18 protein-coding genes are annotated in these 25870 nt (G+C 70.8%); 4 read left to right on the top strand and 14 right to left on the bottom strand.

Going from position 1 to position 25870, the window contains the following annotated elements; translation table 11 throughout:
• Window positions 1-89 precede the first annotated feature (89 nt).
• Both IG08_RS0131050 and IG08_RS0131045 read right to left on the bottom strand, forming a co-directional pair.
• Entirely contained in the window at window positions 90-1859 is a 1770-nt protein-coding gene (locus IG08_RS0131050) for a TIGR03767 family metallophosphoesterase (RefSeq protein WP_030609864.1), read from the bottom strand.
• 231 nt (window positions 1860-2090) lie between these two features.
• A complete protein-coding gene (locus IG08_RS0131045) occupies window positions 2091-2558 on the bottom strand; it encodes an NUDIX hydrolase (RefSeq protein ID WP_030609860.1) in 468 nt (155 codons plus the stop codon).
• Between the two features lie 73 nt (window positions 2559-2631).
• Between IG08_RS0131045 and IG08_RS0131040 the strand changes: the two genes are divergently transcribed.
• Together IG08_RS0131040 and IG08_RS0131035 are read left to right on the top strand one after the other, a co-directional pair.
• Window positions 2632-3177: a CGNR zinc finger domain-containing protein gene (locus IG08_RS0131040; protein ID WP_030609858.1), complete on the top strand. Its 546-nt coding sequence runs from the start codon at window positions 2632-2634 to the stop codon at window positions 3175-3177.
• 216 nt (window positions 3178-3393) lie between these two features.
• Complete coding sequence (locus IG08_RS0131035) at window positions 3394-6696, top strand: S8 family serine peptidase (RefSeq protein WP_030609855.1); 3303 nt, start codon at window positions 3394-3396, stop codon at window positions 6694-6696.
• A 69-nt stretch (window positions 6697-6765) separates the two neighbouring features.
• On the opposite strand, the gene IG08_RS0131030 is transcribed toward IG08_RS0131035, so the two are convergent.
• The 4 genes from IG08_RS0131030 to IG08_RS0131015 are packed head-to-tail and all read right to left on the bottom strand — an operon-like array spanning window position 6766 to window position 9184.
• Window positions 6766-7395 carry a hypothetical protein gene (locus tag IG08_RS0131030; protein ID WP_052424946.1) on the bottom strand — a complete coding sequence of 210 codons (630 nt, stop codon included), beginning with the start codon at window positions 7393-7395 and terminating at the stop codon, window positions 6766-6768.
• A gap of 2 nt (window positions 7396-7397) precedes the next feature.
• Entirely contained in the window at window positions 7398-7889 is a 492-nt protein-coding gene (locus IG08_RS0131025; RefSeq protein WP_030609848.1) for an RNA polymerase sigma factor, read from the bottom strand.
• A 58-nt stretch (window positions 7890-7947) separates the two neighbouring features.
• Complete coding sequence (locus IG08_RS0131020; protein ID WP_030609845.1) at window positions 7948-8649, bottom strand: hypothetical protein; 702 nt, start codon at window positions 8647-8649, stop codon at window positions 7948-7950.
• A gap of 1 nt (window position 8650) precedes the next feature.
• Complete coding sequence (locus tag IG08_RS0131015) at window positions 8651-9184, bottom strand: RNA polymerase sigma factor (RefSeq protein ID WP_199820931.1); 534 nt, start codon at window positions 9182-9184, stop codon at window positions 8651-8653.
• Between the two features lie 305 nt (window positions 9185-9489).
• On the opposite strand from IG08_RS0131015, the gene IG08_RS0131010 reads away from it, so the two are divergent.
• Window positions 9490-10509, top strand: a complete 1020-nt coding sequence (locus tag IG08_RS0131010; protein ID WP_030609839.1) for an aspartate-semialdehyde dehydrogenase — start codon at window positions 9490-9492, stop codon at window positions 10507-10509.
• Window positions 10510-10835: 326 nt separating this feature from the next.
• On the opposite strand, the gene IG08_RS0131005 is transcribed toward IG08_RS0131010, so the two are convergent.
• Window positions 10836-11312, bottom strand: a complete 477-nt coding sequence (locus IG08_RS0131005; protein WP_030609836.1) for a DUF1203 domain-containing protein — start codon at window positions 11310-11312, stop codon at window positions 10836-10838.
• Window positions 11313-11580: 268 nt separating this feature from the next.
• On the opposite strand from IG08_RS0131005, the gene pepN reads away from it, so the two are divergent.
• Window positions 11581-14160, top strand: a complete 2580-nt coding sequence (pepN, locus tag IG08_RS0131000) for an aminopeptidase N (RefSeq protein WP_030609832.1) — start codon at window positions 11581-11583, stop codon at window positions 14158-14160.
• A 274-nt stretch (window positions 14161-14434) separates the two neighbouring features.
• Here pepN and IG08_RS0130995 read toward each other — a convergent pair whose 3' ends face one another.
• The 7 genes from IG08_RS0130995 to IG08_RS0130965 form a co-directional block, all read right to left on the bottom strand.
• The gene (locus IG08_RS0130995) at window positions 14435-15724 is read right to left on the bottom strand and encodes a M14 family zinc carboxypeptidase (RefSeq protein ID WP_063757800.1); all 1290 of its coding nucleotides are present in this window, start codon (window positions 15722-15724) and stop codon (window positions 14435-14437) included.
• Window positions 15725-16119: 395 nt separating this feature from the next.
• Window positions 16120-16890: an SDR family NAD(P)-dependent oxidoreductase gene (locus IG08_RS0130990; RefSeq protein ID WP_030609826.1), complete on the bottom strand. Its 771-nt coding sequence runs from the start codon at window positions 16888-16890 to the stop codon at window positions 16120-16122.
• A gap of 69 nt (window positions 16891-16959) precedes the next feature.
• Window positions 16960-18264 (bottom strand): sigma-70 family RNA polymerase sigma factor, encoded by a 1305-nt coding sequence (locus tag IG08_RS0130985; protein ID WP_030609823.1) that lies wholly within the window; start codon window positions 18262-18264, stop codon window positions 16960-16962.
• Window positions 18261-23441 (bottom strand): ATP-binding protein, encoded by a 5181-nt coding sequence (locus IG08_RS0130980; RefSeq protein WP_030609820.1) that lies wholly within the window; start codon window positions 23439-23441, stop codon window positions 18261-18263. Before IG08_RS0130980 ends, IG08_RS0130985 begins: the two co-directional genes overlap by 4 nt.
• Before the next feature lie 14 nt (window positions 23442-23455).
• Window positions 23456-23836 carry a hypothetical protein gene (locus tag IG08_RS0130975; protein ID WP_030609817.1) on the bottom strand — a complete coding sequence of 127 codons (381 nt, stop codon included), beginning with the start codon at window positions 23834-23836 and terminating at the stop codon, window positions 23456-23458.
• A gap of 169 nt (window positions 23837-24005) precedes the next feature.
• Entirely contained in the window at window positions 24006-24947 is a 942-nt protein-coding gene (locus IG08_RS0130970; RefSeq protein ID WP_043455666.1) for a LysR family transcriptional regulator, read from the bottom strand.
• A gap of 9 nt (window positions 24948-24956) precedes the next feature.
• Entirely contained in the window at window positions 24957-25850 is an 894-nt protein-coding gene (locus tag IG08_RS0130965; RefSeq protein ID WP_052424945.1) for a DMT family transporter, read from the bottom strand.
• Window positions 25851-25870: the final 20 nt, after the last annotated feature.

The raw sequence follows: 25870 nt of genomic DNA, 5'->3' as shown, positions 1-25870 counted from the left end.
CATCTCCGCACGCTCGGCGAGCGTGATCGGCGGGAGAGACACCGGAGAGAAACAGAAGGTTGATGCCCTGTACGGCAGTTGAGCCGGTTTCAGCCCTTCTTCAGCACCAGTTCCGTGTTCCGGTCCTTCGCGTCGCCGCCCAGGTCGTCCCGCGCCCCGGGGGCGTTGAAGGACAGCTCCCGGTAGAGGGCCGCGAGGCCCGTCTGGGAGAGGTCGGAGAAGTCCGTGCGGTGCGGGGCCGAGGACTCGATGCAGGTGGTGAAGAGGGAGAGCGTGCCGTCCTTGTTGTCCACCACCTCGATGACACGGGCGAGTTGGGGGTAGTCGACGTGGGAGGCGGTGGAGATCTCCCAGAAGGAGCGGCCGTCCGGGGCGGAGTGCGCGGTGATGTCGTTGCGGTGGATGTGGCCGTTCACCCAGGCGAGAACGTTGCGGTGGCTGCCGAGGAGGGCGATGACGTCCTCACCGCTGTGGCGGCGCTCGTTCGGACGGGCCGGGTCGGGGCGGGTGTTGTCCATCGACTTGCTGGTGTGGTGGCTGAAGATGATCGCGTACGAGTCCTTGTTCTCGCGCAGCGTCCGGTCCAGCCACCTCAACTGGGCGGATCCGATGGACCCTTGGTAGTGGCCGCCCGCGTCGGTGGTGTCGATGCTGATGCCGATGACGTCGTCGGCGATACGGAAGCTGTAGTACTGGGTGCCCGCGTCGAGGTTCGCGGTGGAGTAGCCGTGACCGACCGGGCCGAGGCCCCGGTAGGCCGGGTCCAGGTGGGCCTGCACGTACTCGCGGGCGGTGAACGGGGCGCGGTTCTCGTCGGGCGTGACCGAGCGCATGTCCCGGGTGTGGGCCTTGAGGAAGTCACGGAAGGCGTGGCCCTGGGGGTCACTGGCGCCCTTGATCGCGTTCTGGAGCTTCTTCGCCTCGGACGCGGACACCGACATGAGCTTCTTGCCGCCGACGGCGAACTCGGCGAGCCAGGAGTCGCCGTGGCCGTAGCAGCCGAGCGGCATGGCGTCGTGGTTGCCGACCGTGGAGTACCAGGGGATGTTGAGGCCCGGGCTGTTCAACTCCCGGACGGCGGCGGCGAGATAGCCCTCCAGCTGCGGGAAGCCGAGCTGCTTGTCGGCGTCGCGCGCGGACGAGTCGGGCTGCCAGTACTGCTTGATGCCGCTGTTCTGGACGCCCTCGTAGCGGCGCGGGTCACCGGAGTTGGGGGTGACGCGGCCGCCGCTCATGATGGTGAGGAACCAGTCGAGCTCGGTCTTGGCGTTGTTGTCCGTGTTGTCGCCGGTCGTCATGGCGAAGTGGAGCGGGGCGCCGGTGACGGGGGCGCCGCTCAGCGCGTTGACCCGCTCGACGAGCGAGATCGCGCCCGGCACGGTCAGCGCCTCGTGCGGCCGCCAGGCGTGCACGTCGGTGGAGCGCAGGAACTCCAGCCGCATCGGGTGCTGACTGTCGATCAGATGCAGGTCGGTGAGCTGCACGAAGGCTGCCAGCGCGGTACGGCGGCCCGCGCGGCCGCTCTTGGGGGTGGCCAGCTCGGAGCGGACCTTGCGCTGCCAGCCGGGGCCGTCACCGAGGCGCCGGAAGCCTGAACCGGTGCGCGGGGCGGCGACCGTGGCGACGGTGGTGCCGCGGGTGTAGGGGACCTGCGGTGCGACGACCGGGGCCTTGCGGGACTGGGCGATCGGCGCCTCGGCGGGGCGGGTGGCGGCGTCGGTGGTGGTCGCGGCCTGGCTGTCGGTGGGCCGCAGGGCGTATCCGATGCCTGCGGAGAGGGACACCGCCCCGGTGGCGGCGAGGACGGTACGGCGGTTGACCCCCAGCGCGTTGCTGGCGACAGAGCGTATGCGCGACATGGCGCGATCTCCCCGAGTGCGAACTGCGTCGGCAGTGGTCACGGGAGGCCGGTCTCACGAACTTCCCGCTCACTTGGATCGTTGGCACCGGGGATGACCTGCGCGTGAACGAGGCGGCAACGCGCAACGCCGATCACCGTACGTGGATCTTGGCCTACCCTGCGCGTCCAGGGACCGCCCCCGGGCGGCCGGGGGGCGGTTACTCCATGTTCATCTAACGGGGTATGGCAGCTATTCCCCGACCCGATCGGCGTCCTCGGGCCGCCCCGTGACCGGCCGCTCGCGCCACAGCCGCAGGCCGTAGTCGACCAACGGCACCCGGTTCAGCCCGGGTACGGCGTCCAGGTCGTGCCACGCCGCCATGTCCGTGGATCCGCCGATCTCGTGGCGCAGTTCGCCACCGGTGACCCGGCCCTCGTACACGAGCCCCACACCGTGCTGGTCGACGGTGCGGCCGAAGCGGCGGCGGAAGGTGAGCCGGTTGGAGCGCACCCCGAGCAGCCCGGTGACCTCGATGTCGTAGCCCGTCTCCTCGTCCACCTCCCGCAGCACGGTGTCGTACGGGTCCTCGCCGTGCTCCATGCCGCCGCCGGGCAGGGTCCACTCGGGCCGGCCGTCGTCGTCGATCCAGCGGGCGAGCAGGATCTGTCCGTCGCGCACGCATATGGCGTAGGCCGCCACCCTCAGTTTCCGTCGCACAGAGGGACGTTAGCCCAGGACGGCAACCACTCACGTAGTCTTAACAGGTTAGGCCTGAGGAGAGGAGCGCCCCATGCCGTCGGTGACCCCCGACCCCCGCCCGCTCATCGGCGAGCCCCTCGCGCTCGACCTGCTCAACACGCGGTGGATGGAGGAGGGGAGGATCCGGGACCTCCTCGCCGACCTCGGCGGGCTCGCCGTATGGCTCGACTCGACCGGACTGAGCGGCGGATACGCCCCGGACACCCGGCTCCTGCGTCACACCCTCCAGGCCCGCGACGCACTGGCGGCCACCGTGGACGGGTCGCTCGCGGAGGGGGCGCCCCTCGTCGACGCCGTCCTCGCGCACGGCCGTATCCGCGCCACCCTCACCGCGACGGGCCCCGGCGAGATCCCCGAGTTCGGCAACCCCGCGTGGGGGCCCGCCTGGCTCGCCGCCCGCAACTACCTGGAGCTGTTGGCCACCGCGCCCGACCGAATCCGTACCTGTGCGCACGAATCGTGCATTCTGCACTTCTTCGACACCTCACGGAACGGCACGCGCCGCTGGTGCTCGATGGCGACCTGCGGCAACCGCGCAAAGGCGTCCCGGCATTACGCGCGCTCGAAGGACGCCTGAGCCCGGGGCCCGAGCTGTCCGTTTCGGGGCTCATGTCCCTAAAGCGCATAGCGGGTTTTCCCCATCCGCCCATATCGATTCGGTCAACTCTCCCTAAACATCCTTCCCATGCGTAAAGCTGAGCGATCATCCGGGACCGCATTCCGGATCAGTGCGGCCAGGACCGATCAGCCCCGGCCGCTCACCCGTACGTTCCTTTACCTACAAGGGATGCCGATGACCCTCACCCCCCAGCGCGAACCGATATCGGGCGCGAGACGCGTGGCCCGCATAGCCGTGGCCGCCGGACTGGTGGCCGCGCTCTCCGCGGCGGGGCCGATACCCATGGCCTTCTCCGCCGCCGCCGACACCACTCCCGTCGCGGCCGACCCGGGCGTCAAGTCCGCCCACGACAAGCTCGGTTCGGACGATGCCGACGCGCTCGCCGAGGCCAAGGCCGACGGCGACAAGAACGTCACGCTGATGGTCGCCACCGCCCCCGGCAGGACCGAGCAGGTCGCCGAGGAGCTGGACGCGGTCAAGGGCGGCTCGGTGGGCCGTACGTACGACAAGCTCGGCTACGTCCGGGCGACCGTCCCCACCTCGAAGGCGGACTCGGCCATCGCGGCCGCCGCGAAGCTCTCCTCCGTGCACGGCATCGACCTGCGCCAGGAGATCCCGCTGGACGACCCGAGCACGAGCAGCTCCGCCAAGTCCGCGTCGGCGACGGCCACTTACTCCGCGCCGGACAAGAACACCCCCGCCGAGAACCCGTACAACCCGTCCTTCGAGACGGGCGCCGTCGACTTCGTGAAGAAGAACCCGAAGGCGGACGGCCGCGGCATCACCATCGGCATCCTCGACTCGGGCGTGGACCTGGGTCACCCGGCGCTGCAGAAGACCACCACCGGTGAGCGGAAGATCGTCGACTGGGTGACGGCGACCGACCCGATCGTCGACGGTGACGCCACCTGGCGCCCGATGGTCACCTCGGTCGCCGGCCCGAGCTTCACCTACGGCGGCCAGACCTGGACGGCGCCCGCCGGGTCGTACGAGGTCAGCCTGTTCCGCGAGTCCGCGACCACGGGCGGCGACGCCAAGGGCGACGCGAACCGCGACGGCGACACCACCGACACCTGGGGCGTGCTGTACGACGCCGCCTCCGGGACGGTCCGCGTCGACCTGAACAACAACTTCGACTTCGGCGACGACACTCCGCTGAAGCCGTACAAGGACGGCTTCCAGGTCGGCTACTTCGGCACCGACGACCCGTCGACCGACGTCGTCGAGCGCCAGCCGTTCGTCGTGGAGATCCGCAAGGACGTCCCGATGGACCCGTACGGCGGCGACTGGGTCGGCAAGACGGCCGACTTCGTCAACATCGGTGTCATCGAGTCCGAGCACGGCACGCACGTCGCCGGCATCACCGCCGCCAACAGCCTGTTCGGCGGCAAGATGAACGGCGCGGCCCCGGGCGCGAAGCTCGTCTCCTCCCGTGCCTGCACCTGGACCGGCGGCTGCACCAACGTCGCGCTCACCGAGGGCATGATCGACCTCGTCGTGAACCGCGGCGTCGACATCGTCAACATGTCGATCGGTGGCCTGCCCGCGCTGAACGACGGCAACAACGCGCGCGCCGAGCTGTACACGCGCCTCATCGACACCTACGGCGTGGAGCTCGTCATCTCGGCCGGCAACTCCGGCCCGGGTGCGAACACCATCGGTGACCCCGGCCTCGCCGACAAGGTCATCTCGGTCGGCGCCACCATCTCCAAGGCGACCTGGGCCGCCAACTACGGCTCGGCCGTGTCGAAGTCGTACGCGATGATGCCCTTCTCCTCACGCGGTCCGCGTGAGGACGGCGGCTTCACGCCGACCCTGTCCGCGCCGGGCGCCGCCATCAACACCACGCAGACCTGGCTGCCGGGCTCCCCGGTCGCCGAGGCGGGCTACACGCTGCCGGCCGGCTACTCGATGCTCCAGGGCACCTCGATGGCCTCCCCGCAGGCCGCGGGCGCGTCCGCGCTGCTGCTGAGCGCCGCCAAGCAGAAGGGCATCGACCTCACGCCGTCGAAGCTCCGCACGGCACTCACCTCCACCGCCGACCACATCAAGGGCACGCAGGCGTACGAGGAGGGGGCGGGCCTCATCAACATCGTGGACGCCTGGGACTCCATCAAGGACGGCGCCACCGCCCACGACTACACCGTGAAGGCGCCGGTCGACACCGCGATCGACCAGTTCCTGAAGACTCCGGGCTACGGCACCGGCATCTACGACCGTGAGGGCGGCCTGAAGGCCGGCGTCAAGAAGTCGTACGAGGTCACGATCACGCGTACGTCCGGCGCCGACAAGGCGATCCGGCACGAGCTGCACTTCGAGAACAACGCCGCCGACACCTTCAAGATCGTCGGCTCGGACGAGATCAGCCTCGGGCTGAACAAGCCGGTCACCGTCAAGGTCGCCGCGAAGTCGCCCACGGCCGGTCTCAAGAGCGCCATCCTCGAGGTCGACGACCCGAAGACCGAGGGGATCGACAAGCAGATCCTCACGACCGTCGTGGTCTCGGCGCCGGTGAAGTACACCTACACCGCGTCCAACACCGTCCAGCGCAACAGCACGCAGTCGTACTTCGTGACCGTCCCCGAGGGCGCCAAGTCCCTCGAGGTCGCGATCGGCGGGCTGAAGGACAAGAGCCAGACGCGGTTCATCGCGATCCACCCGTACGGCGTTCCGGTCGACAACACCGGCACCCCGTACTGCTACAACAACTACCTCGACGGCAACGGCTGCACGCCCGACGTGCGTTCGTACGCCGACCCGCAGGCCGGTGTCTGGGAGATCGAGGTCGAGTCGCGCCGTACGTCGCCGCTGCTCGACAACCCGTACAAGCTGGACGTCGCCGTCTACGGCGCGGCCTTCGACCCGGAGGTCGTGACCGTCCCCGAGGCCAAGGTCGGCACCCCGGTCGAGGCCTCCTGGAAGGTGACGAACAACTTCGCCGCGATCGACGGCAAGCTGGTCGGCGGCCCGCTCGGCTCGTCCAAGACGGACCGCCCGACGATCGCCGACGCCGCCACCCAGACCACCACGGTCGAGGTGCCGGAAGGCGCGGCCTCGCTCGACGTGGCCATCGGCAACGTCTCCGACGCCTCCGCCGACCTCGACCTGACCGTGTACGACTCGACGGGCGCCGTGGTCGGCCAGTCCGCCGACGGCGACTCGGAGGAGACGGTCTCCGTCGCCTCGCCCGCCGCCGGTACCTACACGATCGAGGTCGTGGGCTACTCGGTCCCGGCCGGCTCCACCGAGTACGACTACCAGGACGTCTTCTTCTCCTCGTCCCTGGGCACGGTCACCGTCGACGAGTCGACGCCGGTGAAGCTCGCCACGGGCGACTCGACGACCGTCTCCGCCAGCGTCACCGCCGCGGCGGCCGCTCCGGAGGGCCGTGAGTTCTTCGGTCAGGTCCAGCTCGTGAACGCGAAGGGCACGGTCGCGGGCCTCGGCAGCGTGAAGATCGAGAAGGTCACTCCGTAGTCACTCCGATACGGCGGTGGGGCGGGCGTTCGTCTGGTGACGGGCGCCCGCCCTTCGTCATGTGCGGAGTCAGCCGGGGCCGTCGCACTTGATGCCCTGGGCTCCGGGCAGGGCGTCCTCGACGTCCCGGCGCCCCTCCGCGAGGTCGTCCCCGCTGTAGCTCTCGGGGCCCTCCCCGGGCAGGCTCGAGACCAGGACGAGCATGCGCACCCCGGTCTTGTAGTACGCCGGGACGTTCGCCCCCTCCTCGGTGAACGTCAGCCGCCGCTCGCCGCTCGCCGGCTTGTAGTAACGGTCCACGTCCAGCGTGACCCGGTACCGGTCCCCGCCCACCGGGTCGACCCGCTCCACCGTGCCCTCGGCCACGGCACTGGAGCAGGCGATGAGGCCCTCGTAGGTGAGCAGGGACTGGGACCCTCCGTCCAAGGTGCCGTTGTGGGCCACGAGATACATGGTCCCCGTGCCCAGCAGGCCGACGACCACGGAGGCCGCGAGGGCGAACAGGGGCCAGCGGCGTTTCCTTCGTGTGGGCGGAGGTTCCGGCTGTGGGCGTGCCGCCCGCGCCAACCCGTCCCCGATCCACCGCAGTTGATCCCGTACGGCGGCCATGTCGCGTTCCGCGGCCTCGCCGCCCGGCCCGGGTGAGGGCTCGCCCAGCAGGACCGCCATCAGCTCGTCGTCCGGCGCTTCCTTGTCCACCCTCACACCGTCTCTTCCACGTGCAGCCGCTCGCGCAGAAGCTTCGCCGCCGCGTACAGCCTGCTCTTGACCGTGCCCAGCGGGACGCCGAGTTGCTCGGCGATCTGCGGGACCGTGAGGTCCGCGTAGTAGCGCAGGACCAGCACCTGCCGCTGGGCGGCGGGCAGGGCGTCGAGTCCCTCGGCGACGGCGAGAGCCTGCACGCTGTTCTCCGGGCCGTCCTGGACCTGGTCGTCCGGTGGGCTCAGCAGGGTGAGGCGTGCGCTGACGCGCTCCTGCCGGTGCCGGCCGCGGTGCCAGTCCACGGCGAGGTTCGAGGCCACCACCGCGGCCCACGCCCCCACGTCCCGCGGCGGGTCCTCGCCCCGGGCCCGGCGCTCCAGCAGACGCAGCCGCACCTGCTGGAGCCCGTCCTGGAGCTCGTCCTGCGGCACCCCGCCGAGGGCCAGGACAGCACGGACCCGGTCGGCCTGCGCAGCGTTCAACGGGTCCACCCGTCGTCCCCCTCAGTCGTGTTTCTCCTATGACGTGGGGGCGGCGCGGATCGTTCGATCACTCACAGGTGAGCTCGCGCGACTCGGGCAGCGAGGCGGTGACCCAGGCCCGATCGCGGGCGACCTCCTTCTCACCCACGGCCCAGTGGTCGGGGACGGTCGAGTCCTTCCGTACGCCGAACAGGACTCGGTCGCCCTTCTCGATGCGGGTGACCTCGTACCGGCCGATCACATAGGTCAGTTCGTCCTTGCCCGTGTCGGGCTTGAAGTAGCGGGTCACCTGCACGGTGACCTTCAGCAGTTCCGCGTCGGGGAGCGTCTCGACGTGGGTGACCTCGCCCTCGGCGACCGTGCGGGCGCAGGCGAGGTACCGCGGGCTGCCGAAGAGGACGCCGGAATCCGCCTTGGAGGCCCCCGCGTCACTGTCTCCCGAGCTCATGGCACCGTCCCCGCCCTGCGCGATCAGCCACCCGAAGCCCGTCACCACGGCCGCGACAGCGGTCACGGCGAGGGTGCCGAAGGCGAAGGTGCGTGCGCGGCGGCGGACGCGGGACGGCCGTACCGGGGCGGGCTTCGCGGCCGCCGGTGGTTCGGAGAGCGCGTCGCCGATGAGGCCCAGCTGCTCGCGCAGCAGCGCGACGTCGGCGACGGCGGACCGGTGCTCGGCGAGGAAGGCGCGGTCCTCGCGGGCCTCGTCCGTGAGCGGCTCGTCGGTGATCGCGGCCATCAGGGCGTCGAGACCGTTGTTCTCGGCGGTCACGTCACACCACCTCGTCCTCGTGCAGGCGGGCGCGCAGGGCCCGTACCGCCGAGTGCAGGCGGCTCTTGACCGTGCCCTCGGGAACGCCCAGCTCCTGGGCGATCGAAGCGACCGGCAGATCGGCGTAGAAACGCAGGACGAGGACCTGACGCTGGGCGTCGGGCAGCTCGTCCAGTCCCTGGGCGACGGCGAGGGAGAGCACGCTGGAGTCCTCGCCCGACGGGTATTCCAGGTGGCGCAGGGAGGCTAGACGCTCGCCGATCCGCTCCTGACGGCGCTTGGCGCGGTGCCAGTCCATGGCCAGGTTGGAGGCGACCACGGCCGCCCACGCGGAGACGTCGCGCGGCGCCTCGTACCCCTTCGCCGCGCGCTCCAGCAGCCGCAGCCGGACCTGCTGCACCCCGTCCGGCAGGTCCCCCTGCGGCACCCCGCCCAGCGCGAGCACCGCCCGCACCCGACGTTCCTGCGCCGCGTCCAGTGGGTCCCCGTTTTCGTCCCCCTGGCCGCGGCGGGCCTTTCTGCGCAGCACAGACACCCCTCCCCCTCACCGCGTTTCTTCTACGACGCCGCAGCGCGCGGAAACGTTCGGCGGGCCGTCGGGGAATTATGCAGAGGTGTACGTCACACCGGCGCGCGGGGCAGCACAGCTTGCGGTACGGAGGGGCCGTAGGGCGAATATCTCCAGCTCAGCGGGGGTGGGGGCGTGAAACCGCAACTGATGATCAGCGTCCGACGTCCCACACCGCGGGCATGGCGTGCAAAGAATTGGACAGGCGGACCGGGGTCAGCCGCATCATGGGAAGAGCCGCACGCATGCAAGAACACGTAGAAGGAGTCGCCGTGAGGGTCGGAATCGTCGGAGCCACCGGTCAGGTCGGCACGGTCATGCGCAGGATCCTCAAGGAGCGCGCCTTCCCGGTGACCGAGCTGCGCCTGTTCGCCTCGGCGCGCTCGGCGGGGTCGGTCCTGGACGGCGTGACGGTGGAGGACGCGTCGACCGCCGACTACACCGGCCTGGACATCGTGCTCTTCTCCGCGGGCGGCGCGACCTCGAAGGCGCTGGCCGAGAAGGTGGCCTCGCAGGGTGCGGTCGTGATCGACAACTCGTCGGCCTGGCGCAGGGACCCGGAGGTCCCCCTGGTCGTCTCCGAGGTGAACCCGCACGCCATCGCGAACCGCCCCAAGGGCATCATCGCCAACCCGAACTGCACCACGATGGCCGCGATGCCGGTCCTCAAGCCGCTGCACGCGGAGGCCGGCCTGGAGGCGCTCGTCGTCGCCACCTACCAGGCGGTGTCCGGCTCGGGTGTCGCCGGTGTGGCGGAGCTGCACGGGCAGGCGCAGAAGGTCATCGCGGACGCGGACAAGCTGACGCACGACGGCTCGGCGGTCGACTTCCCGGAGCCGCAGGTCTACAAGCGCCCGATCGCCTTCAACGTGCTCCCCCTCGCCGGTTCCATCGTCGACGACGGCCTCAACGAGACCGACGAGGAGCAGAAGCTCCGCAACGAGTCCCGCAAGATCCTCGAGATCCCCGAGCTCAAGGTCTCCGGCACCTGCGTCCGCGTCCCGGTCTTCTCCGGGCACTCCCTCCAGGTCAACGCCCGCTTCGCGCGGCCCCTGTCCCCGGAGCGCGCGACGGAGCTGCTGTCCGACGCCGAGGGCGTCGTCCTCACGGACATCCCTACGCCTCTCCAGGCGGCCGGCAAGGACGCGTCGTACGTCGGGCGCATCCGCGGCGACGAGACGGTGGACAACGGTCTTGCCCTCTTCGTCTCCAACGACAACCTCCGCAAGGGGGCTGCGCTGAACGCGGTGCAGATCGCGGAGCTGGTGGCGCAGGAGCTCGCCGCCAAGTAAGCCGTACGGCACCGAAGGGGGCGGTCGCTTTGGTGGCCGCCCCCTTCTGCACGCCCGGAGGATTTCGCCCCCGCCGCCGCTTCCCTTCCCGTCCCTGGGGGCTGCCGCCCCCAGACCCCCGCTTCGGCCCGAAGGGCCTCGTCCTCAAACGCCGGACGGGCTGAAAGATCCGGACGGGCTGAAAGATCAAGCCCCGGCCGACAAAATCCAGCCCCTCCGGCGTTTGAGGAGCGGGGGTCCAGGGGGCGGAGCCCCCTGGGAGCGGGGTCGAAGGGGCGGCAGCCCCTGGAGGACGGGACGGGTAGGGGCGGCGGGGGCGAGGAGGCTCAGTCCCTGCGCACCTCGTACAGGAAGCACCCGTACTCCACCGCTCGGACGTGGACGAGCGCCACGGCGGGGTCGTCGAGCGCGCTGCGGAAGGCCGCGTCGAAGTCCCCGGCCGCTTCGACCAACTGCCCGCCCAGGATGCGCCCCTCAGCGGAGTAACGGCGGACGGTGCGGTGGCCGTTGGTGAAGGGGTGACCGTCTCCGGCCGGGCCCGCGCACTCCTCGGCGTGGATGAAGACCGGGCCCTGTTCGTCGTAGGCGCCGGGGTCGGTGTCCGTTTCCGCCGCCCAGCGGCGGAGCGGGGCGTACGAGACCAGGGCGATCCGCTCCCCCGGCGCGCTGCGGCGCAGGCAGCACCTCAACGGTGCCCCGCCCTCCTCGTCGGTCACGGGAACCATCTCGCGTCCCGCGTCGTCAGCTGAACGCAACTCCTTCAGGACGGACGGGTCGATGGGTCGTGCGGTGTACGTCGTCATACGTCCCAGGCTGGCGCGGAGGGGCCCGGATGACCGGCGGGATACGGACATGGCGTCCTCGGCGGCACCTCTCGACGCCCGTCCGGGCGATCCCAGCCCGTCCGGCGTGTGAGGGCGAGGCCCTTCGGGCCGAAGCGGGGGTCCGGGGGCGGCAGCCCCCAGGACACCAGCCTCGACGAACCCGCAGATGACTCGGCCGAACCGTCGGAGACATTCCGTGGAAGGATGACCGCACCGCCGAAACCACACATAACGAGGAGATGACCGCGTGCCTGGCACAAACCTGACTCGCGACGAGGCACAGCAGCGGGCGAAGCTGCTCAGCGTTGACTCGTACGAGATCGATCTCGACCTCTCCGGCGCGCAGGAGGGCGGTACCTACCGGTCCGTGACCACGGTGCGCTTCGACGTCGCCGAGAACGGCGCCGAGTCCTTCATCGACCTGGTGGCCCCGACGGTCCACGAGGTGACGCTCAACGGGGACCCGCTCGACCCGGCTGACGTCTTCAAGGACTCCAGGATCGCCCTCCCGGGCCTCCTGGCGGGCCGCAACGTGCTCCGTGTGGTCGCGGACGCCGCGTACACCAACACCGGCGAGGGACTGCACCGCTTCGTCGACCCGGTGGACCAGCAGGCCTACCTCTACACCCAGTTCGAGGTCCCGGACGCCCGGCGGGTGTTCGCGTCGTTCGAGCAGCCGGATCTCAAGGCGACCTTCCAGTTCACCGTGAAGGCACCGTCCGGCTGGACCGTCATCTCCAACTCCCCGACGCCCCAGCCCAAGGACGACACCTGGGTCTTCGAGCCGACGCCGAGGATCTCGACGTACATCACGGCGCTCATCGTCGGGCCGTACCACTCCGTCCACAGCGTGTACGAGAAGGACGGCCAGTCCGTGCCGCTCGGCATCTACTGCCGGCCCTCGCTCGCCGAGCACCTCGACTCGGACGCGATCTTCGAGGTCACGCGACAGGGCTTCGAGTGGTTCCAGGAGAAGTTCGACTACGCGTACCCGTTCAAGAAGTACGACCAGCTGTTCGTGCCGGAGTTCAACGCGGGCGCGATGGAGAACGCCGGTGCGGTGACCATCCGCGACCAGTACGTGTTCCGGTCGAAGGTCACGGACGCCGCGTACGAGATGCGCGCCGCCACCATCCTGCACGAGCTCGCCCACATGTGGTTCGGCGACCTGGTCACCATGGAGTGGTGGAACGACCTGTGGCTGAACGAGTCGTTCGCCACCTACGCCGAGGCCGCCTGCCAGGCCTACGCCCCGCAGTCGCGCTGGCCGCACTCCTGGACCACCTTCGCCAACTCCATGAAGACGTGGGCGTACCGCCAGGACCAGCTGCCCTCCACGCACCCGATCATGGCCGAGATCCGGGATCTCGACGATGTGCTGGTGAACTTCGACGGCATCACCTACGCCAAGGGCGCCAGCGTGCTGAAGCAGCTCGTCGCCTACGTCGGCGAGGACGAGTTCTTCGGCGGCGTACAGGCGTACTTCAAGCGGCACGCGTTCGGTAACACCCAACTGTCCGACCTGCTGGGCGCGCTGGAGGAGACCTCCGGCCGCGACCTGAAGAACTGGTCGGAGAAGTGGCTCCAGACCGCGGGCATCAACATCCTGCGTCCCGAGATCGAGACGGACGCGGAGGGGGTGATCACCTCCTTCGCCATCCGCCAGGAGGCCCCGGCCCTGCCGACGGGCGCGAAGGGTGAGCCGACCCTGCGGCCGCACCGTATCGCCGTCGGTCTCTACGAACTCGACGACGACAGCGGCAGGTTGCTCCGCGACGAGCGCATCGAGCTGGACGTCGACGGCGAACTGACCGCCGTACCGCAGCTGGTCGGCAAGCGTCGTCCGGCGATCGTGCTGCTCAACGACGACGACCTGTCGTACGCGAAGGTCCGCCTCGACGAGCAGTCACTGGCCTTCGTCACCGAGCACCTCGGCGACTTCGAGTCGTCGCTGCCGCGCGCGCTGTGCTGGGCGTCGGCGTGGGACATGACCCGGGACGCGGAACTCGCGACCCGTGACTACCTCTCCCTCGTCCTGTCCGGCATCGGCAAGGAGTCGGACATCGGTGTCGTGCAGTCCCTGCACCGCCAGGTGAAGCTGGCGATCGAGCTGTACGCCGACCCGGCCGCCCGCGAGGCCCTGCTGACCCGTTGGACGGACGCCACGCTCGCGCACCTGCACGCGGCCGAGGCGGGCGGCGACCACCAGCTGGCGTGGGCGCGGGCGTTCGCGGCCACGGCCCGTACGCCGGAGCAGCTGGACCTCCTGGAAGCGCTCCTTGAGGGCACGCAGACGATCGAGGGCCTGGCCGTCGACACCGAGCTGCGCTGGGCGTTCGTGGAGCGGCTCGCGGTGGTCGGCCGGTTCGACGAGGCGGAGATCGCCGGCGAGTACGAGCGGGACAAGACGGCGGCGGGCGAGCGGCACGCGGCCACCGCCCGCGCAGCCCGTCCGACGGAGGAGGCGAAGGCGGAGGCCTGGGCGTCGGTCATCGACTCCGACAAGCTCCCGAACGCCGTCCAGGAGGCCGTCATCGGAGGCTTCGTCCAGACCGACCAGCGCGAGCTGCTGGCGTCGTACACGGACAAGTACTTCGAGGTCGTCAAGGAGATCTGGGACGCCCGGTCGCACGAGATCGCCCAGCAGATCGCCATCGGGCTGTACCCGTCGCTGCAGGTCTCGCAGGAGACCCTGGACAAGACGGACGCGTGGCTGGCCTCCGCCGAGCCCAACGCGGCCCTGCGGCGGCTCGTCTCCGAGTCCCGCTCGGGCGTGGAGCGCGCGCTGAAGGCACAGGCGGCGGACGCGCAGGCGGCCGGCGTGTAGCGGTTGGCGTTGGCGGGTGACGTCGGCATCAGCGTTGGCGGGTGACGTCGGCGTCGGCGTTGGCGGGTGACGTCGGCGTTGGCGGGTGACGTCGGCGTCGGCGGGTGACGCCGGTGGGTGGATGAGTGGCTGAGCCAGTCGTCCACCCACCGGCTCAACCACCTGCTGGCTCAGCCACCCAGCGGCTCAGCCACGCGCTGGCCCAGCCACGCACTGGCCCAGCCACTCGCCGCGTGGCTGGCTGGCTGGCTGGCTGGCTAAGTGGACGATTGGCTCAGCCACCCGCCCCATCCGCCCCGCACACCAGCCGGGCGGTGTTCACCATCGTCCGCACATGGAGCCCGGTCTGCGCGGACACGGGCACCCACCGCAGGTCGTAGGACTTCTCCAACTCCTGCACCCACTCCCGCACCAGGTCCGCGAGGATCTCGGCGGTGCCGGGGTCGGTGCGGGCCAGGGCCCGGCCCATCATGGCCGCCACGCGCAGCGGGATACGGCGGGCGGAGATACCGAGGGTCGCGAAGTGGCCCTGGAACCGGCTCGGTTCCTCCGCGGCCCAGCTCGCGACGATCGACGGCGCCACGGCGATCAGCTCGCGTGCGGCGTCACGCAGGGGCGCCAGATCCTCGGGCACGTCGGCGGACAGCCGTTCGCCGAGTACGGCCGTGAGCTCCCCGGTCCGGTCCAGCAGCACCTCGGCCACCCGCGCGGCCTCCCGGCCCGGGTCGGCGACGGGCCGCGCGTCGCTCACCGCGGGGACGGCCCAGGCGGGCGCCTCGACGAGGGCGGTGAGGGTGCCGTAGCGACGGGGATACAGCCAGGTGCTCTCGGCGACGAAGCCGCTGGGATCGCGTTCGTCCTCGCTGCGGTCGCCGGGCAGGAGGAGGACTCCGGGTGGGGCCAGGTACCAGTCGGGGCCGTCGACGGGGTGGACGTCGAGGGGGATGCGCAAGCGTGCCGCCGTCTGTCTGAAGGCGTGGGCGGCGCCGGGCATCTCACGCGTCAGCATCAGGAAGGCGCCGCCGAACTCGATGCCGTGCAGGGTGAATTGAGCGACCGGTCTCAGCTCGTCGAGGAGTCGTACGAGCGCGGCCGATTCGGGGAGTGGGGCCCGTTTCTCGGCGGGGGTGGGCAGGGACTCCGGCTGGCGGGCGAACGCGGGCCGGTAGAAGGCGCGGTGGCACTCCTCCAGGGAGGGTTCGGGTTCCTCCGGGTCCCAGCCCTGTGCGAGGTGGGCGCCGTCCGGGTCGAGGCAGAGCAGGAAGTGCCAGGTGCAGTCGAGGCGTTCGAGCTCCGCGGGTCTGCGGGCCAGCAGTGCGGCGAGGCGGAGTGCGGAGGCGCCGCCCACCGGTTCGTTGGCGTGCGCACCGGCGACGGTGAGGATCTGCCGGTCACCGCGGCCGGCGGACAGCAGCCACAACGGCCGCCCCGCCCGGCTCTCTCCGACGGAGCGCAGCCGCAGCACACCGGGCGCCGCGCGGACCAGCGTGCGGGCCCTCCGCTCCAGTTCGCCCACTGCCGGATAGAGCGGTGTCCGCACGCTGGTCCTCCGAACGCTGGTCATCCTGACTCCGGACGCCCTTACTCCGGGCGTCCGATCAAGCACCCTGGGAGTTACTGTCCCCAGTGGTCTCTTTCTTGTCCAGAGGGCGAATCACGTTCTCCGTGGGCAGATCAACTCCTCCTCTTCGTACGGGCATTGACCTTTCCGAAGCGATCGGTGACGGCTCTTGTCAAGAGCCGTGCTGCCAACGGGGAGGGACTCCATCGACTGCTCCCCCCTGGTGGGAGGGGATTCCTGGCTCAGGCTGCCTCCTGGAGCGACGCTGGACCCCGGACACACGGCCGCCGAGCGCCTCGACGCGACCGCGGTCGTCGTCCCGCTCGGCGGCGTCCACGCGCTGTGGGCCCGCACGTGGTGGCGTAACCGACGGCTCAACCGACGGCTCAACCGACGGCTCAGCCCTGGAACATCCCGCCCGTCGCGTTGACGAAGGTGCCGGTGATACCGGCCGCGTGGTCGGAGGCGAGGAAGACGGCGGTGGCGGCGACCTCGGCGAGGGTGGGGTTGCGGCGGGTCAGGCGCAGGCCGGCGAGGTGGTCGATGATGCCCTGGACGGCGGCGTCGTCGAGGTCGGGGTTGACCGCGGCGAGCTTCTCGCGGGTGAGGGTCTCCGGCACCCCGGCGGCCCAGATCCCCACCGCCCGCACGCCCCGCGGCCCCAGTTCGATCGCCAGGTTCCGCACGAGGGTGTCGGTCGCCGCGTCCGCCGCGCCCGTGCCGCCCATCATCGGACTGCCGTGCGCGGAACCGCTGTTGAGGGCGAGGACGACGCCCGAGCCGCGTTCGGCCATACGGCGGCCGGCGGCACGGGCGGTGAGGAAGTTGGCCCGGGTGCCGTTGAGCACCGGGCGCAGGAAGTCGTCGATGGACATGTCGGTGAGCGGGGTGCCCTGGACGTCGCCGCGGGTGACGAGGTTGAACGAGATGTCGATGTCCCCGACCCGCGAGGCGTGCGCCTCCACGGCCGCCTCGTCCAACGCGTCCACGACGGCCGTCCCGGCCTGTCCGCCGGCCGCCTCGATGTCCTTCGCCACGGCGTCCAGCGTGGCCTGGGTGCGCCCGACGAGGTGGACACGGGCGCCCTCCCGGGCGAAGGCGCGGGCGACGGCGCCGCCGATCGATCCGCCGGCGCCGTAGATGATCGCGGTCTTGTCGGTGAGCAGCATGGCGGGCTCCTTGGAGGTAGGTCGTACGTGGTGTCCATGCAGACGTACGACCGCCCGGGCGCTCATCGGTCACAGGCGCAGCGGCAGCCCGAACGCCGGGAAGAGGTGCGGCTCGAAGGAGGTGATCTCCACGATCCGGTCGCCCTCGAGGCGCAGGACGTCGAGGACCTGGGCGCGGTAGACGTTCGTGCCGGGCCTGCGGACGTAACCTCCGGCCGCGAGCTGCCCGTTGGCCCGGGCGGGGAGGTGGCGCCAGTGCCCGAGGAACATCGGTGAGCCGGGATCGAGACTGACCCGGATGAAGTCGAGGAGTGCGTCCCGGCCGACGAACCAGAAGGGGTTGGGCGGCATCGTGAGGACGACGTCCTCGGCGAGAACGCCGGCCATGGCGTCGAAGTCGAGGTGTTCGGCGGCGGCCATGTACCGCTTGAGGACGGCTCGTTGGCTCTCCGTCGGCTCGGTGGCCGTCCAGTCGGCGCGCTGCCGGGGCAGGTGTTCGCGCAGGGTGGGCCGGGCCCGCTGCAGGGCGCTGTTGACCGAGGCCACGGTCGTCTCCAGGGCCTCGGCCGTCTCGGCGGCGGTCAGCCCGAGCACGTCCCGCAGGATCAGCGCGGCGCGCTGACGGGCCGGGAGATGCTGGATCGCGGCGAGGAAGACGAGTTCGAGGGTCTCCCGGGAGACGGCGGCGGATTCCGGCTGCTCCCCCTCTACAACAGGCAGCTCGTCGTCGGGATAGGGCTGCAACCAGGTGACACGGCCCGGCGGCTCACCGCTCCCGTGTCGCATCCCCGGCACCGGTTCGTACCGCTGCGGACGCCGCGCGGTACGCCGCTGGAAGTCCAGGCAGGCGTTGGTGGCGATCCGGTACAGCCAGGTCCGCGCACTCGCCCGCCCCTGGAAACCGTCCCGCGCCCGCCAGGCCCGCAGAAAGGCCTCCTGCACGAGGTCCTCGGCGTCGTCGTACGACCCGGTCATGCGGTAGCAGTGCACCTGGATCTCACGGCGGTGCTGCTCGGTGAGGGCGGCGAAGTCGGTCTCGGTGAGTTCCGTAACGCGGGCGGGCGTGACGGATTCCCCGGCTTCCTCGGCGGTGGTCTTCCGCGCCGTACGAGCGACGCGCCGCAACCGTGCGACGGAGTCGGAGAGTTCGTTGACCGTGGAGTAGAGGGCCTCGGCAGGCTGCGGCACCAGCCGCCCGGCCTGCCGCCCGATGTCGTCGATCAGCCCCTGCACACTGAAGCCGTCACCGCCGCCCTGCCGTTCCCGGTAGGCCTTCTGCCGACAGGCCGCGGAGCAGTAGACGGAGCTACGGCCCGTGCGGCCGGCCCGCGCCGCGAGCGGCTTTCCGCACACCGGACAGCCGTCGTGGGTCATGTCGCCCACCATTGTTCGATCTCCAGGATCCGCGCGGCGATCTTCGAAAGGTCCTGCTGCCTGTCGATGCGGGCATACGTCTCGGCCAACCGGCTCAGCACCTGGAGAAACAGGGATCGTCCGGCGAGCCGCGCGGCCTCGAGGCTCTGCCTCAGGGTGTGGAGCGCGGGTTCCGAACGGCCTGCGTGGCTCAGGATTCTGGCGAGGTTGGCGAGGCTCAGGGCCTTGGCGGCGGGCTCGGTCATCCGGCCGACGGCGGCGAGCGCGGGCTCCGAGTGCTCCACGGCCTCGTCGACCAGGCCGGCGAAGGCCAGCTCCTTCACCAGGAAGACCAGCGTCCTGGCCTTGGCCGCGGTGTCGGACATGTCGTCGGCAGCGACTCGTACCCGGTCGATCAGGTCGAGGACCTGAGGCCTCGGGGCGGTACGCGCGCAGGCGCCGACGACAGTCACCAGCGCCCTGGCCCTGCGATGGGGGTTGTCGATGCCGCCGCCGATCTCCTGAGCGCGTCGGACGCATGCCGTGGCCTGCTCAGGGCGGCCGGCCTCGGCAAAGACCCCGCTCAGGGCGGCGAGCGCGGTCGTCTTGATCAGCGGATCGTCGATCTCCTCGACGAGTCCCAGCACGACTTCGGGGTCTCCGGTCCGGGCCAGAGCGTGTGCCGCGTTGGCGACGACCTGTCCCTTGCGACGCCCGCCCCGCATGTCGGCTACGAGGTCGAGGGCGCTCGTGGCGGCAGCCGTGGCGTCCTCGGTCCTGCCCGAATCGGCCCAGCCGCGAGCGATGGTCGACAGCACCTGGGCTCTGCGCTTGGGGTCCTTGACCCGCTGGGCGGCCGTCAGGCTCTGTTCGGGCAGTCCGGCCTCGATGCACGCGCTCGCGGCGTTGGCCAGGGCCCCGTCCCGGAGGTGGTCCTGATCGACCCCGTCGGCGATGTCGTAGGCCTGTTGCGCGATGCTCGCTGCCTCGGCCGCCTTGCCCATCCGGATCAGAGCCGTGACCACACCGGTGAGGGCCTCGACCCGGCGCGAGGGCTGCTCGACGAGCTTCCCCGCGTCGAGAGCCCGCTCCATGGTGAACTCAGCCTGTTCCGTCGTCCCGGCCACGCCGAGTTCTGCGGCGATCCGTGCGAGGGCCTCGACCTTCCAGCGGGTGTCCTCCAGCGGCCGGGCAACTCCGAGTGCCTGTTCGGCGACACGCAGCGCCTGCTGGGGCCGGTCGGCCTTCGCCAGCACATCAGCCACCATCACCAGCGTCTCGGCACGCAGCCGGTTGTCATCGACGGCCCCGGCCACCCGTGCGGCGGCGTCGGCGCTGTCGGCCCTCGCCAGCACACCGGCCGCCCTGGCCAGCGCCTCACCCCGGAGCCGGCTGTCCGCCATCCCGGCGGCCGCGGCGAACACATCCTCGACGTGGCCCGACTCCGCACGCACGCTCATCACTCGGGCGAGAAGGTTGTCCCTCTTCTCCGCGTGCTCCAGAGCGCGTACCGCTCTCAGCATCTGTTCGCCGGCGCCGGCGGTCGCCAGCAGCAGCGCCAGGGCCTTGACTATCTCGCACTTGGACAAGAACCAGTACGAATCGATCGCTACATGACGTACAGAGAGTTCGACCGACGGTTCGATGGCCGACCAGGGTTCGCCCTCCGGTACCGGCACGAACTGGAGCGCACCGATCGCGCGCTCCGCGACGGTCGGCCAGTGCTCGGTCAGACCGGCCGCCATGAGCGTCTGCGTGATCGCGACGAGAGCCCATGCCTTCACCCGGATGTCATCGATCGCGTCCGCTTCAGCGACGGCCCGGTCCGCCGCCCGAGCCGCCCACTCGTCCTGGCCGACCGCCGCCAGTGCCTGAGCCGTCTCGGCCAGGATGTCGACCCGCTCCTTCCCCGCTTCGACCTCGTCGGCCAGGGCCAACGACTGCTCGACGAGTCCTGTCTGAGCCATCGTGAGCGCCAGGCGCCTGCTCGCCCGACCACGCCCACCGTGGTCCGGGACATAGGAGTAGTAGGGGGCAGATGCCCTGTCCGGAATCCGGCGCAGCAGAGCGACGGCCTCCCCCGCCGCTTCTGCGGCCCTCTCGGTCCGCCCGCCCTGTGCCAACGCAGCCACCACACGAGCGAGCGAATCGACCTTCCGCCCCGGATCCTCGATGCCATCGGCCGCCCGCCATGCCTGCTCGGGAAGTCCCGCATCCACGAACGCCAGCGCCAGACGGTGGGCGAGAGAGGAGCGGGAGGAGAAATCATCGAAGGCGAAATGATCGAAGGCGACACGACCGCCCGCCACGGCCGGCAGATCGTGCACAACGGCGAAGACCCGCTCCGTCACCACGTCCGCGGCCCCGGCCCGGCCCGCCGCTGCGGACACACCGGCCATCCGGGTCAGCAACTCGACTCTCCACCAACCGTCTCCGGCCACGTCCGCCACCGCGACCGCCAGATCGACCAGCCCTGCCTGAGCGAGCGCCAGTGCGAGGCCGGCGAGAGCGACCTGTGCTCGGTACCTACCTGGATCGGGCCGGAGTCCGACGATGTCCGGGTCGTACGCTTGGCGGAACGCGCGCGCTTCCGGAGATCCAGGATCGCGTAGCCACTCGGAAATCCCCCGCACCTCAGCGACGGCCCGCACCTCCTCCGCGAGGGCCCGCTCCGCCGCCCTGGCCGCCGATTCGGTCCGCCCTGCCGCCGCCAGCGCCGCGGCCGCGTGGGCGAGCACCTCGATCCGCGGACCGGCGTCCTCCGCTCCACCTGCCTGCGCGACTGCCTCCTCGGCTGCGATCGCCACCCGTTCGGCGTGTCCGCGCGGCAGCACCCCGGCCATCCGAGCGAGAGTCTCGGCCCTCTCCCCGAGGTCCTCGATGTCGAGCACGCAGGCGACGGCCTTCTCAGCCTCATCCCCGGCCTGCTCGTCATAGCCGCCGTCGGCGAGCGCGGATGCCACGAAGGCGAGCGTCGTAGCCCTCTCGCTCAGGCCGGCCAGCGCGTCCGCAGCCCTACTCGCGTGCTCACCCCGTCCGGCCTTCGCGAACAGGTCGGCCGCCTTCATCAGGGTCTGACTTCGCCGTCCCCGCTCCTCGATCGCCACAGCGGCCGCCAGAACGTGCTCCGCCGCCTGCTCGGACAGCTCTTCCCTCACCAGGACGTCGATCACGTCGGCCAAAGTCCCGTCCCGACGCCAGTACTCCTCGATCGCCAGGGCCGCGCGCACCGCGTATTTCCCCTGGCCGCTCCCTGCCAGCAGGAGGGCCGTCTTCTCGAGTGCCAAGCTCCTGCGCTCGTCGTCCTCGATCGCTCGGGCCGTCCGCAGCGCCTGCTCACCCCGGCCGGCCTCCGCCAGCGTGATGGCCAACCGGAAGGTCGCCGCCGGCTCAGCGGCACCCCCCGTCGCATTCGCCCCCGCGAGAACCTTCCCGCCCGCGTCTGCGGCCCGCCTCGCCCCCGTCGCCCTGGCCAGCAGATCAGCCTTCCGCGTGGAGTCCTCCACGGCCTTGGCGGCCAGCAGCGCCTGGTCGGCCGCCGCACCGGCCTCACGCGACTGACCTGATCGCAGTGCCGCACCGGAGACGGCCAGGTACGCCAGGCACCTGGCCTTGGGATCCCCGAGCAGCGCGGCGTAGTCCTCCGCAGTGGTGAACTGTCCCCCGGCCGTCAGGATCGCCAGCAGTTCCGGCGGAACATGGCCCGCCAGAGACCCCAAGGTGGCGTACACGAGCGAGCAGCAGGTCTCCTGGACGAGGTCCGGAGGCGTCATGGAGCCCGCCGCGTCGAGGGCGAGCAGCACGTCCTGGGCGAACGACCGGTGCGAGTGCGTGCGGCCTGCCTTCAGTTCCATCCAGCGCTGGTCGACCAGCCGGAACAGCTCCTCGCTCCGGTTCGCCTCCCTCAGGTGCGCGGCATACCGGGCCAGCAGATAGTCCGGCGTGTCCTCCGGCCAGTCGGCGGCGGCGAATCCCGCACCCCAGTCGAGAACCCGGTCCCGGAACATCTGTTGCTCGCCGGGACCGAACTGTCCGGACACCACGGACCGCAGTTCGAGGTGCATCAGTTCCAGCCGGTCGCGTCCGATGAGGAATCGCTCGATCGGCTGGATCGCCACTCTGACCTGGCGCAGCGGCAGTCCGAGCACGGCGGCCATCTCGCCGACGGTCATGGCCCCGTGCGCCACCAGCAGCAGCCCGAGCACCTGCCAGGTGGTCTCCGCCTCGGCCCGGGAGTCGAGCTGCTCGAACTGCTTCTGGAAGTACTCCTTGACCCCTTGCGGGCGGTCCCGCTCCAGGTCGGCCAGGGCCCGTTCACCGTCAACGGCCACGTCCTGGCCCACGAAGCGGGCCAGCAGGGGTTCCCCTCGGGAGATGCTCAGTACCCGGTCGGCCAGCGCTGCCGCGGTCGCGTCGGAACATCCCTCCACCTTCAGCAGGAGCTGAATGTCCGCCAGTTCGAGCGTGTTGAGGCGAATGACGGCCGCCTGTCGCAGCGGGTGTTCCAGCGGCACCTGGGTCAGCGGTTCCGGGTTCGGCCGGGACGTGACGACGACTCCGACGTGTTCGCCGAGCGTGGCGGGGAGCAGTTTGGCGATGTTCATCGCGCCGCGCGCCATCTCGTCGAGCCCGTCGACGAGGAGAAGCAGCGGCCGTTCCGGTCGAGCCGCCTTCGCGGCCCTCTCCCACAGCCACAGCAGCTGGCTGCGCTGGGACTCCAGATCGGTCGGTACGCCGCCCCGTTCACCGAGCAGATCCAGCAACTGCGAGTTGACGGCCTGCAGGAACGAGTCCGGCGACGCCCGGCCGGTCTCCTCCCTGATGAAGAAGTAGACGATGTCGGGGCCCGCATCACCCCAGAAACCCGCCCGCCGACGGCTCAGCAACTGCGCGACGAGTGCGGTCTTCCCGTAGCCCGGCGGCGCCTCCACCAGGAGGTAGGAGGGCCACGAGCGCCGGGAGAACGCGCGGATGCCGGCGAGTTCCGCCTCCCGCCCGACGAAGACCCGGTTGTAGAAGGTGACGAACGGGCCGACTTCCCGTGCGTAGGGGAGACGGGGATAGGCGGGCCCTTCGTACACGTACAGGTCCCGTCCGGCCACGTTCCGTCCGACCTGCACGGTGTCCCGGCCGCTGCTGAGTCCTGTGCCGACGGACTCGTTCCGTGCCCTGGGCTCCGGATCACCACTGCCGTGCATGAGGGAGCCTGTCGCTAGTCGGAGTCCGTTTCACTCTGCCGTTCGGGCGGTGTGCCGATCGCCATGTCCCGACCGGCGACGTAACGGCCGTACTGGATGAAGTCCCGTCCGGCTGTCGCGCCCGAATCCACCGCCGTGACCCTGGCACCGGCACCTTCCGCCTCGGCCACCAGGCGCTCGACCTCGGCGGCGAACGCGGGGTCGTCTTCCAGCTCCTCCGCCAGGGCGGCGCTCAGCGCCTGCCGACGGCTCTCACTGTCCGGCCTGTCCTCCGCACCCTCCAGCACGTTTCCGGAGTAACTGCCGGGAGCGAGCTTGTTCTTGACGGCCTGGTACAGCCGCTGAACCTTCGGAAACGCCGAGTCCGACAGGGCGTCAGCCGTACGTTCCGTCACCCGACCGGCCAGTTGATGAAGATAGGGAAGAAGCACAGCCACAGCAGCGGTGGCCAGAGCGGCTGGGTCCAAGGTGGAGGCCTTTCACTGCGAATCGTCCGGTTGTGGTCAAAAGTCTGGCAGCTGCCGTGTGCCCACACCAGGGAATCGTCGCAAACGTCCCGCGCCTTCAGGAGATTCGCGGCACCGACACGTGGACGGCCGACCGCGCGGACGACGCGTCGGCCAGTCGCCGCAGCTCCCCGAGCACGACGTCCACGACCGGTGCGTCCTCGGCCCCCTTCCGTACGGCCGCGACCACATGCCGAACCGGCCGGTCCGCCCCCAGCTCCCGCATCACGACCCCCTCCCTGCCCACCGCCGCCAGCCGCGGCACCAGCGCCACGCCCATCCCCGCCTCGACCATCGCGAGGATCGCCGTCCACCCGGCCGCCGAATGCCCCTGCCTCGGGCTGAACCCCGCCGCCTCGCACGCGCCGCGCGTGATGTCCGACCACGGGCCGCTGCCCCCGAAGATCCAGTCCTCCCCGGCAAGATCGGCCAGCCGCAGCCCCTCGACGGCCGCCAGCTCGTGCCCCGGCGGCAGTGCGACGTCCAGTGGATCGGCGAGCAGCGGCACCCGGGTGAAGCGCGCGTCGCCGACTGCGGGCGCCTGGGCGGCGAGGGACAGCGCGAGGTCCACCTCGCCGGAGGCGAGCAGCTCGTACGCCTCCCCCGCCTCCGCCTCCCGCACCCGCACGGTCACGCCGGGGTGCGTGACGCGCAGCGCCCGCACGGCCGGTACGACGAGGGCGGGTACGGCGGTCGAGAAGGCCCCGACCCGCACCTCGCCGACCTCGCCGTGCACGTACGCCGCCAACTCGGCGTCCGCCCGCTCCAGTTGCTCGAAGACGGCCTCGGCGTGCCGCAGCACGAGCCGCGCCGCGTCCGTCAGCCGCACTCGTCGCCCCTGTGCCTCCAGCAGCGGAACCCCCAGCTGCTTGGCGAGGTTCGTCAGCTGCTGCGACACGGCCGACGGAGTCATCCGCAGCGCCTCGGCAGTCGCCGTCACGGTGCCCTGCTCGCGCAGCGCCCGCAGGATCTGCAGCTTCCGGATGTCCCAGTCGACCATGGCGGCAACCTATCCGGCGGCGCCCAGCATCACGCCGCCGAGGATCAGCGCCATGCACAGCAACTGCGTCGGGCCGACCGTCTCGCCGAGCACCGCCCAGGACAGCAGGGCCACGCAGAGCGGCTGGAGGTAGTACACGACTCCGGCACGCGACGGACCGACCAGGGAGATCGCCCGGTTCCAGGCGAAGAAGGCCACGGCCGAGGAGAAGACACCGACATACACGAGAGGCAGCACCGTCCCGGCCTCCGGTGTGAAGCCGCCCTGGACGGTGAGGCTCACGGCCTGGGCGGGCAGGAGCAGGGCCGTGCCCAGCAGGAAGGTGGTGAACAGGAAGGCCGTACCGCCGAGTTCGGCGGGGCGCCGCCGCAGCAGCGCGCTGTACGAGCCGAAGCAGCAGGCCGCGGCGATCATCCAGAGGTCGCCGGACACGAAGCCGGCACCGCCTCCCATCAGCAGCAGTACGCCCGCGCAGGCGATCAGCAGCCCGGCGATACGGCGCCCGCCGAGCCGTACGCCGCTCGCCCGCTCGAACACTGCCATCAGCACCGGCGAAGCAGCCATGATCATGCCCATGTTGGCGGCCGGGGTGGTCAAGCCGGCCTGGTTGACGAGGGTGTTGTAGACGGTCACGCCGAGGAGGGAGGCGAGAAGCACGAAGCCGAGGTGACGCCGTATCAACTTCCGTTGCCGCCAGGCCTGTCGGGCTCCGAAGGGCGCCACCGCCACGAGCGCCACCAGCCACCTCCAGAACGCCTGTTGCACCGGCGGCACGCTGTCGTGCAGGGCGCGGGAGGTGACGAAGCTGCCGGACCAGACGACGGTGGCGAGGGCGGCGAGGGCCAGCCCGAGGAACGGGATGCTGCGGGTCGTAGGGGCGGTCCGGTCGAGGACGGCGGTCACGGAGGTCCTTTCACTGGTCG

Origin of the sequence: Streptomyces fulvoviolaceus (assembly GCF_000718165.1) — a bacterium.
Classification (GTDB): Bacteria; Actinomycetota; Actinomycetes; order Streptomycetales; family Streptomycetaceae; genus Streptomyces; species Streptomyces fulvoviolaceus.
This window is presented reverse-complemented; position numbering and strand designations above follow the sequence as displayed.

What these genes read in the sequence shown, in the direction of transcription:
- IG08_RS0131005 (WP_030609836.1), bottom strand. Translation starts at nt 11,312, where the DNA reads ATGACGACGTACACCGCACGACCCATCGACCCGTCCGTCCTGAAGGAG.
- IG08_RS0131040 (WP_030609858.1), top strand. Translation starts at nt 2,632, where the DNA reads ATGCCGTCGGTGACCCCCGACCCCCGCCCGCTCATCGGCGAGCCCCTC.
- IG08_RS0131035 (WP_030609855.1), top strand. Translation starts at nt 3,394, where the DNA reads ATGACCCTCACCCCCCAGCGCGAACCGATATCGGGCGCGAGACGCGTG.
- IG08_RS0131050 (WP_030609864.1), bottom strand. Translation starts at nt 1,859, where the DNA reads ATGTCGCGCATACGCTCTGTCGCCAGCAACGCGCTGGGGGTCAACCGC.
- IG08_RS0130980 (WP_030609820.1), bottom strand. Translation starts at nt 23,441, where the DNA reads ATGCACGGCAGTGGTGATCCGGAGCCCAGGGCACGGAACGAGTCCGTC.
- IG08_RS0130985 (WP_030609823.1), bottom strand. Translation starts at nt 18,264, where the DNA reads ATGACCCACGACGGCTGTCCGGTGTGCGGAAAGCCGCTCGCGGCGCGG.
- IG08_RS0130990 (WP_030609826.1), bottom strand. Translation starts at nt 16,890, where the DNA reads ATGCTGCTCACCGACAAGACCGCGATCATCTACGGCGCCGGCGGATCG.
- IG08_RS0130970 (WP_043455666.1), bottom strand. Translation starts at nt 24,947, where the DNA reads ATGGTCGACTGGGACATCCGGAAGCTGCAGATCCTGCGGGCGCTGCGC.
- IG08_RS0130995 (WP_063757800.1), bottom strand. Translation starts at nt 15,724, where the DNA reads ATGACCAGCGTTCGGAGGACCAGCGTGCGGACACCGCTCTATCCGGCA.